Origin of the sequence: Sulfurovum sp. TSL1 (assembly GCF_019972135.1) — a bacterium.
Classification (GTDB): domain Bacteria; phylum Campylobacterota; class Campylobacteria; order Campylobacterales; family Sulfurovaceae; genus Sulfurovum.
Genome location: NZ_BPFI01000001.1, coordinates 511,568 through 524,857, shown reverse-complemented (window position 1 = coordinate 524,857; position 13,290 = coordinate 511,568). Strand labels below are relative to the sequence as shown.

General features: G+C 38.6%; 13 protein-coding genes. 7 read left to right on the top strand and 6 right to left on the bottom strand.

Annotated features, from left to right (window positions below):
• Positions 1–8 precede the first annotated feature (8 nt).
• Entirely contained in the window at positions 9–587 is a 579-nt protein-coding gene (locus LDM98_RS02650) for a ComF family protein (RefSeq protein WP_223897791.1), read from the top strand.
• Positions 588–775: 188 nt separating this feature from the next.
• Here the strand turns inward: LDM98_RS02650 and LDM98_RS02645 are convergent, their stop codons facing one another.
• The gene (locus LDM98_RS02645) at positions 776–1,600 is read right to left on the bottom strand and encodes a thiosulfate oxidation carrier complex protein SoxZ (protein ID WP_223897790.1); all 825 of its coding nucleotides are present in this window, start codon (positions 1,598–1,600) and stop codon (positions 776–778) included.
• Between the two features lie 228 nt (positions 1,601–1,828).
• On the bottom strand, positions 1,829–3,229 hold the full coding sequence (locus LDM98_RS02640; RefSeq protein ID WP_223897789.1) for a hypothetical protein: 1,401 nt from the start codon (positions 3,227–3,229) through the stop codon (positions 1,829–1,831).
• A 229-nt stretch (positions 3,230–3,458) separates the two neighbouring features.
• On the opposite strand from LDM98_RS02640, the gene LDM98_RS02635 reads away from it, so the two are divergent.
• The 3 genes from LDM98_RS02635 to LDM98_RS02625 all read left to right on the top strand — a co-directional run bounded on the left by LDM98_RS02635 (position 3,459) and on the right by LDM98_RS02625 (position 7,019).
• Positions 3,459–4,232, top strand: coding sequence for a hypothetical protein (locus LDM98_RS02635; RefSeq protein WP_223897788.1), 774 nt, complete (start codon positions 3,459–3,461; stop codon positions 4,230–4,232).
• A gap of 313 nt (positions 4,233–4,545) precedes the next feature.
• Complete coding sequence (gene katG, locus LDM98_RS02630; protein ID WP_223897787.1) at positions 4,546–6,723, top strand: catalase/peroxidase HPI; 2,178 nt, start codon at positions 4,546–4,548, stop codon at positions 6,721–6,723.
• 107 nt (positions 6,724–6,830) lie between these two features.
• Complete coding sequence (locus LDM98_RS02625) at positions 6,831–7,019, top strand: hypothetical protein (protein WP_223897786.1); 189 nt, start codon at positions 6,831–6,833, stop codon at positions 7,017–7,019.
• Between the two features lie 75 nt (positions 7,020–7,094).
• On the opposite strand, the gene LDM98_RS02620 is transcribed toward LDM98_RS02625, so the two are convergent.
• A complete protein-coding gene (locus LDM98_RS02620) occupies positions 7,095–7,523 on the bottom strand; it encodes a rhodanese-like domain-containing protein (protein WP_223897785.1) in 429 nt (142 codons plus the stop codon).
• A gap of 160 nt (positions 7,524–7,683) precedes the next feature.
• On the opposite strand from LDM98_RS02620, the gene LDM98_RS02615 reads away from it, so the two are divergent.
• Both LDM98_RS02615 and LDM98_RS02610 read left to right on the top strand, forming a co-directional pair.
• Positions 7,684–8,964, top strand: a complete 1,281-nt coding sequence (locus tag LDM98_RS02615) for an MFS transporter (protein WP_223897784.1) — start codon at positions 7,684–7,686, stop codon at positions 8,962–8,964.
• A gap of 109 nt (positions 8,965–9,073) precedes the next feature.
• Positions 9,074–9,907 (top strand): mechanosensitive ion channel family protein, encoded by an 834-nt coding sequence (locus LDM98_RS02610; protein ID WP_223897783.1) that lies wholly within the window; start codon positions 9,074–9,076, stop codon positions 9,905–9,907.
• Positions 9,908–9,920: 13 nt separating this feature from the next.
• On the opposite strand, the gene LDM98_RS02605 is transcribed toward LDM98_RS02610, so the two are convergent.
• Together LDM98_RS02605 and ntrB are read right to left on the bottom strand one after the other, a co-directional pair.
• Complete coding sequence (locus LDM98_RS02605; RefSeq protein ID WP_223897782.1) at positions 9,921–10,712, bottom strand: ABC transporter ATP-binding protein; 792 nt, start codon at positions 10,710–10,712, stop codon at positions 9,921–9,923.
• A complete protein-coding gene (gene ntrB, locus LDM98_RS02600) occupies positions 10,709–11,527 on the bottom strand; it encodes a nitrate ABC transporter permease (protein WP_223897781.1) in 819 nt (272 codons plus the stop codon). The genes LDM98_RS02605 and ntrB overlap by 4 nt, the downstream gene beginning before the upstream one ends.
• Positions 11,528–11,920: 393 nt before the next feature.
• Here ntrB and LDM98_RS02595 point away from each other — a divergent pair, with 393 nt between their 5' ends.
• Positions 11,921–12,628: an ABC transporter permease gene (locus LDM98_RS02595; protein ID WP_223897780.1), complete on the top strand. Its 708-nt coding sequence runs from the start codon at positions 11,921–11,923 to the stop codon at positions 12,626–12,628.
• A gap of 25 nt (positions 12,629–12,653) precedes the next feature.
• Here the strand turns inward: LDM98_RS02595 and LDM98_RS02590 are convergent, their stop codons facing one another.
• Positions 12,654–13,031: a hypothetical protein gene (locus tag LDM98_RS02590; RefSeq protein WP_223897779.1), complete on the bottom strand. Its 378-nt coding sequence runs from the start codon at positions 13,029–13,031 to the stop codon at positions 12,654–12,656.
• Between the last annotated feature and the right edge of the window lie 259 nt (positions 13,032–13,290).

Below are 13,290 nucleotides of genomic sequence, written 5' to 3'. Positions count from 1 at the left end.
GGGTTACTATGCGTTGTTTTTCATGTTCAAAATTAAGTATTAAGATCATTTGTAAGCAATGTGTGGAACAACTGTTTATACCTACGATCAGTACACGAAAAGTAGGAACACTGGATGTCATTAGCTTTTTTAAGTACTCTACCCTTGAAACACTGCTGCACACTAAACACAAACCCGAAGGATACCGTATCTACAAAGCGTTGGCCAACATGACCATGAAACCCTTCATGGAAGAATTTGTTGAGTCTGATGACAGAGATGTCTACATCGTAGGCATAGATGAATATGTTAAAAGCGGCTACTCTCATGTGTCACTTCTGACAAGAGCGATGAAGACAAAGAACTCCATCATACAACACAGTGTACTCATGGCACGAAACAGAGTGAACTATTCGGGTAAAAATCTACAGTTTCGTCTGGAAAACCCCAGGGATTTTCTCTATAAAGGCAAATCAGATATGGATGTGATACTCGTAGATGACATCATTACAACGGGTATCACACTGCAAGAGGCACAAAAAGTACTGATCTCTCACGGGGTCAACGTACTTTTTGCTTTGACATTGGCAGATGTTGAAGAATCTTGATTTAATTAGATAAAAAGATTTTCATTAAATCCAATTTCATTATAAAACCTCCTATATAGAACATTTTATAAGGTTTTCTGTTGATAGAGGAGAATTTATAGCCTGCAAACGTCGCTACAGCGAATAACCTTATAAAATATGTTAGATTATAAGGTTTCTCAAATGCTTCTTTTTTTAGTCTTTCCTCATCAAATTTTTTCATCCATGGAACACGGTAGATTCAACACATCTTTAACTTGATAAAACTTTCCATCTCTACCTTTACCTATTATTGTTATAGGATAATAGACGTCATCTAGAGTGGTCACCATTCTTAGTAGAAATTTATAATCAATAATACCATCTAGTGGATTGGTAACTACTGCAATAGTAGGACGTGGATTTTTATCTATAAAAATTGCAAATGATTCTAGGTTTTCATTCGATTGAATATGTATGGGAACATCACGATGGTTAGCAACAAGAGATGGCACAGTGAGTTTAATATGCCCATTTATAGGAGTGATTGAACCATATAGTTCATTGATAGCCTCTTTTGTTGTTGTTGCTTCCCATAATTTTGGTTTAGTGAGATTACTATCAGTTAAAAAATATATGTTTTCTGGTTTTGTAATAGTTTGCTTTCTTTTGCTATGATCCACTTGAATAGATTGTTTTATCTGTTTTCCATTATTGTCTGTAATAAAAAACTCAATAATGTCATTTTTTGCATGAGATTTATATTGAAAACTTAATAATGGAGTCTTATTTAAATATGCACTAGTTGCGATATCATAAATAGTTTTATTGTTAACTTTTGCAGTAACATGTGAAATGTACTCCGGTCTAATTCTTTTCCTTAATGCAGTATCTTTATCAATCATATTACTTTTTATTTGTACTTTTATTTTGACTATATTCCCATCCAGGACTGCTTGAGCACGTATTATTCGAAAGTCATTTGAATATGCATTTATGTTTAGTGTCAATAAAAGTAATATGATAAAAAAATAATTCAATTTTATTCTTTTCATTTATCATTTTCTCTTTCATTATAAAATTATGTATTAGAAGTATATCTAAAATGTATTGTTTGCAAAACCTTATAAAATATATAACTTTATGAGGTTTTCTTGCCCCTCATAATCTATGTTAGATTATAAGGTTTTGATTCTTATGGGATAAAACATTCATAATGTTTAAGGAGAGTAATAGTTTCCCCGTGCTTGTTATGGTGTTATACTTAAAATAGCCATAAGTCATTAATTGTTTGACACTTGACTTTGATCACTGCATACACCGCAACTAATACCTTTACATTGTAGTGAATTGAAATCAAAAAGAGTGGAATGTGCAAGGTCACCATCTGGATAAGGAACACCTTTCTTCAAGAAGAAGACAGCCGAATTGCCTCCATATAATCCAGCGGGTATTCTGATCTTTTTTAAGATAATATAGCCATTATCATAACTACAAATAGGTTTGAATGAATTCATATTTACATTCATTGCTGTAGCTTTGATACTAGATGTTTTTAACTGCTTTAAGTACAGTTTATATCTTTCTTGTGCCCACGTATTCAAGTCATCTTCTGTTGCTCTTCGAATCATATTGTTCTTGAGCAAATATTCCATTCCAGCATTTCCAGCATTTGGTTCTGTTGTAGTAAAAAACGATTCAATAGAATTGTCATTTGAAGAATATCGCTTAGTCGATTTTGAGATTTCATTTCCAATTATTAAAGTGTCATTTTTATAATTGTCCGTATAAAGTACAGTAGTATTTTTCCCGTATACTTTATTAGAAAAAGTATTTATTCTTACCAGGTCTCTTATTTTATGAGAAACACTGGCTAAATAACATGGATGCTCACCGTTAGAACGCTTACTACTTCCTATAGGTATGTCTTTCGGTAAACCGCTTACCTCTTGCCCATAATATCCAGTTGTAAAAACAGCTTCAATTTTAGTCCCTTCTGTCCACTTGATATCCCAAATACACGGACTATATGATGAAAGAAGCAGGGCAACGGGTTTATTCGGTGAGTTGACCACAACTTTCACTAAAAATGCACCTTTGTTGCTATCATCAATAGTGTGTCCTGTAACTTGCCCATTGGGAGCATCACTTGCATAGATCTGAATGTCATCTGGTAATTCAAATTTATTGAATTCACATTGCGAATACAGTTTTTTGATTTTGTCACTTTTAGTATTTCTACATCCAAAGCCCTGACATGACATTGTATTGAAATCGTAAAGTTTTGAATGCCCAAGTTTACCATCAGGATAAGGAACACCTTTTTCTAAAAAGAACGTTGCTGAATCTTTTTGATAAAAACTTGTTGGAATTGTAATTTTTTTTAGAATGATATATCCGCTACTCTCTATAGGTAATCTAGATGAAACATATTCTTTTACATCCTTAAGAGAAGGTGGTTCTATATTTACAGCCTTTAGTATATCTGCTTGTTTTTCCCATTTGATAATAGAAGGAAGCTCTTTCATAAAAACCTTTAGTTCTTTTTGCTTTTGCCTTTCCCACCTATCAAAATCTTGTGCTGTTGCTGTACGGATCATACCCTTTTGTAATAGTTGATCTATTTCTTCTAAAGCAAAAAGGTTTATAGATATTAAAAGTAATAAATATATGAAACGATTCATCTAGTGCCTTTGTTGAATTTATCTGTAAGTGACGCATAACTATTTATTAGCCAAACACTTTGTCCTTCTATGACGATATTTCAATCTTCAGAGTATATCTAAAACGTCTTGTTTTCAAACCTTATAAAATATATAACTCTATGAGGTCTTCATTCTTTCCATATTCTATATTAGATTATAATGTTTTGACTTTTGTTATAATCCTTTATTCAAGAAGTGGAAGAATTAAATGAGAAAAATTATTTTAATTTTATTAATTATGTCTTTACAGTTATTTGGACAAGACAATAAGTATAAAGTTGGGTTTATTATTCATGATTTTACACATGACATACTTACAAATGTAAAGTTTAAATACCCGAAGAAAGTAAAAGATTTTGTTAAGGTAACATATTTTTCGCTTGAACTAGATGGCCATAAAGTATACGATGCTTCGTCAAATCCATTAAGTGGAGGAATACTAGGAGTCAGCTTTTTTGTAAATAAAAGGCCAAATGCTAAAAATATTAAGTTATCTTATATTGATAGTCTTGGGCATACTGATCAAAGAATTAAAAGTATGCATAATGAAAATGTGAAAGTTCGGCAAGTTAGTTCACAAGATTTAATTAAAAATGAATACACAGATCAAAAGGTATGGAAAATAAAAGATAGCGAAACTGCTAAAACATTCTTATATGGTTCAAGAGAACCAATATTGGGGAAAATCTTGCTTTGTATTCCAGATCCAATGGAAGAAAGTACTAATGGTGTTACTTTGAAAATTAAATCGGATGTTCAATTTGAATCACTGGCAATTTTTATAAATAATAATACTTATGCAACTATTGCTACCATGAATTTTTTTAATAAGACTATCCCTGATTATATTAGTATTAGTATGAAAAAAGATGGAAAAATTATCATAGTTGGAAAAGGCATAGATGGGGAATTGTATCAAGTTTCTCATCATATACGATTTGTCAAAGAAGTAGACAATGGAAATATAAATTGCCACTATTAAATTGTGCACGATTTATATCGAAAGTGTCTTGTTTCCAAAACCTTATAAAATACATAATTTTATAAGGTTTTAAATCGACTACTTAGTATTATAAATCAAGTACTTGAAAAGCATATAATCCAGATACAATTGAACCGTGAGATAATACATCAGATGGCTTAAGTTTTTATTATACTTTTAAATAATTTTAATATAATTGTTAAATATACATACAGAAGCACTTTAAACGTGAATATTTTTACCCATTCTACAACGGTTTAGATGTCTCTCATGGCATCTTTCAATACACTTTAATCTTTTAAAGGATCATGCCATGTTTGATAACAAAAAATTTATACAACACACTTCGGGTGGCGGTAAGTCCAACCAGGAGTGGTGGCCTAACCAGTTGAAGCTCGATATCTTGCACCAACACTCTTTACTCTCCAATCCTCTTGGCGATGATTTTAACTATGCTGAAGCATTCAACAGCCTTGATCTTCAAGCCGTAAAAAAAGATCTGTTGGCGGTTATGACCGACTCACAGGAGTGGTGGCCGGCTGATTTCGGTCATTATGGTCCACTGTTCATCCGTATGGCATGGCACAGTGCCGGTACTTACCGTAGTGGTGACGGTAGAGGCGGCGGAGGAAGTGGAAACCAGCGTTTTGCACCCCTTAACAGCTGGCCTGATAACATCCATTTAGATAAAGCCCGTAGACTGATCTGGCCTGTGAAGCAAAAGTATGGAGAAAAGATCTCCTGGGCTGACCTGATAATACTCGCAGGAAACGTTGCGATGGAATCGATGGGCTTCAAGACCTTCGGTTTCGGAGGTGGGCGTGAAGATATCTGGGAACCTGAAAAGGACATTTACTGGGGTATGGAAGATACCTGGTTGGATGACAAGCGTTATTCCGGTGATCATGAGGAACTCGAAAACCCTCTTGCCGCAGTTCAAATGGGGTTGATCTATGTCAACCCTGAAGGTCCCAACGGCAACCCGGATCCTATTGCGGCAGCCAAAGATATCAGAGACACCTTTGGGCGAATGGCCATGAACGATGAGGAGACAGTAGCCCTGATCGCAGGAGGTCATACGTTCGGGAAATGCCATGGTGCAGGAGATGCGGCGCATGTCGGTCCTGAACCTGAAGCAGCCGGGATCGAAGAGCAGGGACTGGGCTGGAGAAGCAGTTACGGCACAGGAAAAGGTGCAGATACGATCGGCAGTGGTCTGGAAGTGACCTGGAGTTCCACACCGACGAAATGGGGCAGTAATTTCCTGAAAAACCTTTTCCATTATGAATGGGAATTGACGAAAAGCCCTGCTGGGGCCTATCAGTGGAGAGCCATAAACGCAGCCGATACGATACCTGATGCGCAGGATAAAACAAAACGTCATACACCAACCATGCTGACCACAGACCTCTCTCTCCGCTTTGATCCTGTGTACGAAAAGATCTCAAGACATTTCCTGGAAAATCCTGCGGAGTTTCAAGATGCCTATGCCCGGGCATGGTTCAAGCTGACCCATCGTGATATGGGGCCGAAGTCACGCTATCTTGGTCCTGAAGTGCCAGATGAGGATCTCATCTGGCAAGATCCGATTCCTGCTGTGGATCATGCACTGATCGATGATACAGACATTGCTACGCTTAAAGCCAAAATGCTTGATTCCGGTCTTTCTGTCTCAGAACTGGTCTCAACAGCCTGGGCATCTGCTTCGACCTTCCGTGGTTCTGACAAACGCGGCGGTGGGAACGGGGCGCGTATCCGTCTGGCACCGCAGAAAGATTGGGAAGTGAACCGGCCGGATCAACTTTCAAAAGTGCTTGCCATACTCGAAAGCATTCAGAACGAGTTCAACAACACACAGTCTGGAAACAAGAAGGTTTCACTTGCAGATCTTATCATACTGGCAGGTTGTGCAGGTGTTGAAGAGGCGGCGAAGCGTGCCGGTCATGATGTCACGGTACCCTTTATACCGGGCCGTATGGATGCATCACAGGAACAAACCGATGTGAACGCATTTGATGTACTTGAACCGCTCGCTGATGGTTTTCGTAACTATCTGAAGACAAAATTCTCCGTCTCCGCTGAAGAGCTGCTCGTAGATCGGGCGCAACTGCTAACGCTCAGCGCGCCAGAGATGACAGTACTTATAGGTGGTATGCGTGTTTTAAATACTAATGTTGATCATGTGCAGCATGGTGTCTTTACTCAGCGTCCAGGGTTGCTTACGAACGACTTTTTCATCCATCTGCTTGATATGGGTACGGTATGGAAAGCAGTTTCTGAGGATAAAGATATTTTTGAGGGGTGTGACCGTGTGACAGGTGCGCCAAAGTGGACTGCTACACGCGTCGATCTGATATTTGGTTCAAATTCCCAGCTGCGTGCCCTGGCTGAAGTCTACGCCAGTTTGGATGCGCAGGAACGTTTCATACATGATTTTGTAGCTGCGTGGAACAAAGTAATGAATCTGGACCGATTCGATCTTGACTCGTAGTCACGATATAAAGGATGGAGTTATCAAAATATTTCAACTCTAAGCATTGCATGCTACAATCCTTAAAAATATAGATAATGCAGTAGCAGTTTGCATAAGGAGATATGATGACGTTAGAAGAGATTGAGTTTGAGTTGGAGCTGGCAGGATTGAGTAGAGAACAACAGGTCAAATTGTTGTCATCTGTAAAAATAAGCGGATTTGATGCAAAGGCGCTTGATAAAAAACTACAACTCATGGGATTTGCACCGATCTTCAGTATCTACGAGGATGAGGATGGTCAAAATAAGTCTTGATCAGTACTCACACCGCTTTTTTATATAAGAAGTGAGTGTATTTTCCCCTATATCATCCAAATTATGAGATATAGATCATCTTACTATCTCTGCATCATTACGCATTAACTCGATGATGCCGCCTTCTACATTCAGAGGGGTAAACCCATATTTGTCTAGAATACGCGATGCTTTGATACTTCTGCTTCCTGACCGGCAATAGACCAGTATAGGTTTGGATTTCACTTTTTCCAGTCTGTTTAGACTGCTGTCAAGTTTTTGAACCGGTATGTTGATAGCATTTTTGAGGTGTTTCTCTTCATATTCTTTTACAGTTCTTACATCTAGCAGTGTGATGTTACTGTCTTCAGTTAAACGTACGATAGCCTGTTTGGCATCGATAAACTCAAAGTCTGCGAGTATCCAGCCTTTAGAGTATGCAAAAGAGATAAATAAGCCTGCCATTGCGATCCAGTAAAGTATCATCGTAGAAATGAAAAAAATGATAAGTCGTGTGATTCGCATATGGGCTCCTTTCCTCTAAAACTTCCTCTTAAAGTATATCCAATATGGGTATGTCGTATTAACATAAGCATGTATAATATTTAATCACACCATCCCGGTTCTTCGTATCATTTTTATGTATACTTTACTATACTGTTTAACTTGTCCTCAAGGAGTATACATGATAGGTATTAAACGTTTAAAGGGGGAGGGGAGCCCCTCTACTTTGTTTGCAGCATTTTTGTATTTTGATTTTAGTTTTATGGTATGGACGATACTCGCGCCACTTGCAACAGAGATCACGGACAGTTTGGCCAATTATGGATTTTTGATGACATCCTCCGAGACAGCGACACTCCTTTCAGTGCCCATACTCGTAGGATCATTATTACGTGTCGTACTCGGTTTTTTTGTGGGTAAGATCGGTGCTAAAAAGACCGCTTTGGGAGCACAGGCTATAGTTATATTGACCTTATTTTATGTGACATCATTTGGTGAGCATATCTCTTATGATGAGTTGTTGTTCGTGGGTGTCGGACTCGGTTTTGCAGGGGCATCCTTTGCCGTGGCTTTACCGCAGGCAGGGCAATGGTATCCACCAAGATTACAGGGGGTCGTACTTGGTATCGCGGGTATAGGAAATCTGGGTGTGGTAGTTGGTTTTCTTTTTGCCCCCAAGATCGCTGAGATCTGGGGATGGAAATCGGTATTTTTTGTGGCGGCGGTTTTATCTTTACTCGTTTTTATTGTTTATGTTCTCATGGCCAAAGATGCACCCAAAGAGGTGTATGTCCCAAGACCAAAAAATCTCTCTGACTATGTAAGACTCTTAAAGGACAGGGATACATGGTGGTTCAACCTTTTTTATGCCGTAAGCTTTGGCGCTTTTGTAGGATTTGCTATGTATATGAAAGTCTACCTTATGGCAATGTATGCTGCTGAGATGGCGGTATTTGGAGTTGAAGTATTGGGAGAAGGGAACATTCATGTGGTTGCGGGGTACTTTGCAGCATTCTGTATTATGGCTGGTGCGCTGCTTCGACCTGTAGGCGGAGCTATTGCCGATAGAATAGGAGGGATCAAATCACTTTATATTTTCTTTACAAGTGTTGCAGTGCTTATCTTCATAAATGCTTTTATTGGATTGTCATTTGAATTTGCCATTTTTATTATGTTACTTATTATGGCCAATCTCGGTATGGCGAACGGGGCTCTGTTTCAACTTGTACCGCAAAGATTTTCCAAAGATATAGGTATTATGACAGGTATCATCGGTGCAGCAGGTGCTCTTGGAGGTGTAGGTATTTTAATGATACTCGGGGCATCTACACTGATGTTCGGGGATTATACGATAGGATTCATGTTTATCGCTGCAAATGCCCTGATCGCTATCGCAGGACTTAGTTTGGTAAAGAGCAGATGGAGAACCACATGGGGTGTCAAATCAGGAGGGATCATATGACGTTCACTGCTTCACACTATGAATGTTATCAAAATATCATACTATAATACAACATTTCTAATGTTGAGTCATACATTAGAAAAAAATGTTAAAAAAATAAAGGGATACAATGGAAGTAACAAACACAGAGGTCAATAAATATGTAGATATGGCCATACAGTACGGTACTGAATATGGGATAAAGGTGATCGGTGCTATCGCTATTTTTGTCATTGGTAAATGGGTGGCACATAAAATTTCTTCCTTCATTAAAAAACTCATGGAACGCGGAGAGATCGATACAACACTCAGTGCATTTATAGCCAGTATAATCGATATACTTCTAATGGTCGTAGTGGTCTTAGCCGCGATCAACAATTTAGGAGTCGATACAACCTCGTTCATAGCGATATTGGGTGCTGCCGGTTTGGCTATAGGTTTGGCACTCCAGGGTACATTTGGAAACATCGGTGCGGGTGTGATCTTGATACTTTTCCGTCCTTTTGAAGTAGGGAACTTCGTTACTGTAGCAGGGGAAAGCGGTACAGTGGAAGCGATCACACTTTTCAACACAACCCTTTTGACACCGGACAATAAGGTCATTTTAATTCCAAACAGTGCGGTTGCTTCGGGTAATATCACGAATTTCTCTAAAAAAGAAGAACGCCGTGTCGATTTTGTATTTGGTATAGGGTATGATGATGATCTGAAACTGGCAAAGGCAACCCTTCAAGAGATCATTGATGCGGATACACGTATATTGAAAGATCCTGCAAGTTTTATAGGTGTCGGTGAACTTGGAGACAGTTCTGTGAATTTTACGGTACGTGTATGGGTCAAAGCTGCAGATTACTGGGATGTACATTTTGATACCATTGAAAAAGTAAAACTTACATTTGATGAAAAAGGTATCTCCATTCCTTACCCGCAAATGGATGTGCATTTAGATCCGGCAAAAGCTTAAAAAGTGCATGATCTTATTCGTCTTCTTTGGCAAATTTTTTATAAAAAAAAGCCACAATGGCTTCTCTGCATCTGATATACTCAGGATCATGTTGAAGCTCCACTCTGTTTCTCGGACGTTCCAGATTTACTTCGAGTATCTCACCAATGGTTGCTTCAGGTCCGTTGGTCATCATGACCACTCGATCACTGAGCAGTACGGCTTCATCTATGTCATGTGTCATAATGATCATGGTAGTGTTCACACTCTGCTGTATATCCATTAAAAGTTCCTGCAGCGTACTTCTTGTTAAAGAGTCTATCGCGGCAAAAGGTTCATCCAGCAGTAAGACATCCGGTTTGATAGAAAGGGCCCTTGCGATATCGGCACGCTGTTTCATACCTCCGGAGATGTCACACGGAAGTTTGTCTTTTGCTGCATCCAGATTTACGATGGAGACAAATTTTTCTACACGTTCACGTAAGGCGCGTGCATCAAGTTCAGGCATGATTTTTCTAATGGCCATCTCTATGTTCTCATATACGCTCAGCCATGGAAGCAAAGAGCCATGCTGAAATACGACTGCTCTGTCCGGTCCAGGTTCAGTCACTTTATTTCCATTCAGGGTAATATCCCCTTTGGTCTGTTTTTCGAGACCCAAGATGATATTCAGTAGCGTTGATTTGCCACATCCTTTGTGTCCGATGATAGAAATGATCTCATTTTTTTTAATTTCCAGATTTACATTGGTCAGTGCAATATACGCTTCTTTTCCAGAAACAGGGAACTTTTTTTCAATATTTTTCAAATTTAGAAATTCACTCATGACGCTCTACCTTTTTTTGTGTAATCAAAGAAATCGGCTACCTTTCTCATCATCAGATCCAACATAAACCCGATCAATCCGACCAGGATAATGCCAATAATCACATGAGCATAAGCAAGGTCATCGTATGCATTCCAGATCCACGCTCCTATACCCATACCCCCGGCCAGCATCTCAGCACCGATGATCACCAACCAGGAAAGTCCCACTGAGAGTCTCATCCCGGTAAAGATGTGCGGTACAGCAACGGGGAGAATGATCTGTACTACTTTTTCAAGTGCTGTAAATCTTAAGATCCTGGCCACATTTATATAATCCTCACTGACACTGCGTACACCTGCAACCGTGTTGATCATGACCGGCCAGATAGAAGTAAGAAAGATGGTTGAGATCATTGTCATTTTTATATCTTTGAAGATAAAAAGTAACAGGGGCAACCATGCCAATGGCGATATAGACTTCAATATCTGAATAAAAGGATCAAAGGCATATTGCAGATTTTTGCTCATGCCTATATGTATCCCCAAAGGAATTCCTATGATCAGTGAAAGTGCAAATCCGCCAAAAACGCTTTTCAGTGATTCCAATAGATGCCAAAAGATCCCTTTATCATCTTCAGCATCTATAAAAAAAGGATCAGAGAAAACACCATCGACTTCATCTCCTTCTGCATCTTCTCCTCCAAAAGCTGCTACATAGGTATCGGCAGAAGTCGGGAACCCGTCCACCACACTTGCGATGACGCTCCATATAGTCAATAGGGCGATCACTATGAACAGCGGGAATATGATCTTTTTTAAAAGTACATATTTCATCTTACCTCCTTTTAAAAAAACTTATACGTTTTTTGACATAGGTATAGCCTCTACATGGGGGGGGTATACCTATGCCATATTGAAATTTTTAAGAGTTGAAATTTTTGTATTTACAGGTACCTGAAGTGAGATAAGGAGAGATTACATCGTATTCAAAAAGGAGGTTTTAATTCACTTCAGGCACTTGTAAATACAAAGCATGACACTTTGTATTTAGACCTCTTAAATTACTTTCCAATATTTGTGTTTCAAGTATAACAATAATGGAGCAATTTATGTATAGTCGCTTGATTAAATTTTAATCAAGCGTGTTAAAATGATGCTGGATAAATGATTTTGACAAGTGGAGATCAAGTTTGAGTGGAGCAGAGGGGAATTTGCTATAATATATCTATGAATACATCTATATACGATATCTCATTTTTAAACCTTTTGTGGGTCATGATTCCCGTTGCTATAGTGATCGTGATCTATATGCGTTGGACACAAGACAAGACGACACTTTTTTATGCACTGTTCAGAATGTTGATACAATTGATCTTGATCGGATATGTACTTACATACATCTTTGATGCAAACTCCCCTTATTTTGTGATCATAATACTCTGTGTAATGCTCATCGCTGCAAGTGTCATCGCACTGCGTCCGGTTCAAAAACGACAAAACTCACTCTACCTTCATGCTTTTATCGCTATTTTCTTTGGTGGAGTATTTACTTTGCTGATGGTAGTGTTTGGTGTATTGGACTTGCACCCTTGGTATGAGCCTAGATTTCTTATACCTATAGCGGGTATGATATTTGCAAACTCTATGAATGCTGTGAGTATCTCTGCTGAGAGGTTTGAGAGTGAATTAGAAAGAGGAAATAATTATAGTGATGCCAGAGCAACATCCTATAAAGCAGCACTTATCCCCATAATCAATGCACTCTTTGCTGTGGGATTGGTATCTTTACCGGGAATGATGACAGGTCAGATACTTTCAGGGGTTGATCCTTTGATCGCTGTACGGTATCAGATCATGGTCATGCTGATGATCCTGGGTTCTGCGGGCATTTCTGTAGCGATCTATTTGATATTTTTGAAAAAAAACTATGTTTAAACATAAAGGATGAAAAATTTAAATCTTAATAGTCTTCCAAGAGATAACAGAGACAATCTTGCATAATGATCTTTTTGTCCAGGGTGATCATTGCCGGCATGAGAGGTTTTTTGAGAGAGATCGCACCGTTTTGATTGGATATCAACTCATCCGTTAGATCCGTACCATCTTCCGCTGTGGCGATGAGAGGTCTCTCCAGGGTAGTATGGGCAAAGACTTCTGAGATCTTAAGTTGCGTGAAATTGTGACGGTCAAAGTTCTCTACCAGCGTGAGATCAAAACGTTCTTCCTCATCCTCAAACCCGAAGTGCACACCTTCAGCTATTTTCAGGACTGCACTGTTCTGTACCAGTTGCAGGTCATGGGAGGGAAGGGCTTTCTCGGGGAAATGGTCCATATGCATCAGATCATCTATCAGGGCGACGGCTTTGTCTATGCCAAGTTGATTGACGGGGGGGGGTGGTGGGTTATTTCACTGCCCATTGGATACCTTGTTTTAACTAGTCTTTTATAAGTATAACAGAAACCATCCTAATGGAGTAGGGAAGAATGAAAATCGTTTTTCTTTCTCGTGATCCCATGATAAATATTTATTAATATAAAGTAGGAATGAAATTGTAGTAACTTTTAGAGTCATGCTATATTAATAAATATATAATATG

Coding starts and splice junctions, on each gene's coding strand:
- LDM98_RS02650 (WP_223897791.1), top strand. CDS start 9: ATGCGTTGTTTTTCATGTTCAAAATTAAGTATTAAGATCATTTGTAAG.
- LDM98_RS02645 (WP_223897790.1), bottom strand. CDS start 1,600: ATGAAAAGAATAAAATTGAATTATTTTTTTATCATATTACTTTTATTG.
- LDM98_RS02640 (WP_223897789.1), bottom strand. CDS start 3,229: ATGAATCGTTTCATATATTTATTACTTTTAATATCTATAAACCTTTTT.
- LDM98_RS02635 (WP_223897788.1), top strand. CDS start 3,459: ATGAGAAAAATTATTTTAATTTTATTAATTATGTCTTTACAGTTATTT.
- katG (WP_223897787.1), top strand. CDS start 4,546: ATGTTTGATAACAAAAAATTTATACAACACACTTCGGGTGGCGGTAAG.
- LDM98_RS02625 (WP_223897786.1), top strand. CDS start 6,831: ATGACGTTAGAAGAGATTGAGTTTGAGTTGGAGCTGGCAGGATTGAGT.
- LDM98_RS02620 (WP_223897785.1), bottom strand. CDS start 7,523: ATGCGAATCACACGACTTATCATTTTTTTCATTTCTACGATGATACTT.
- LDM98_RS02615 (WP_223897784.1), top strand. CDS start 7,684: ATGATAGGTATTAAACGTTTAAAGGGGGAGGGGAGCCCCTCTACTTTG.
- LDM98_RS02610 (WP_223897783.1), top strand. CDS start 9,074: ATGGAAGTAACAAACACAGAGGTCAATAAATATGTAGATATGGCCATA.
- LDM98_RS02605 (WP_223897782.1), bottom strand. CDS start 10,712: ATGAGTGAATTTCTAAATTTGAAAAATATTGAAAAAAAGTTCCCTGTT.
- ntrB (WP_223897781.1), bottom strand. CDS start 11,527: ATGAAATATGTACTTTTAAAAAAGATCATATTCCCGCTGTTCATAGTG.
- LDM98_RS02595 (WP_223897780.1), top strand. CDS start 11,921: ATGAATACATCTATATACGATATCTCATTTTTAAACCTTTTGTGGGTC.
- LDM98_RS02590 (WP_223897779.1), bottom strand. CDS start 13,031: ATGCATATGGACCATTTCCCCGAGAAAGCCCTTCCCTCCCATGACCTG.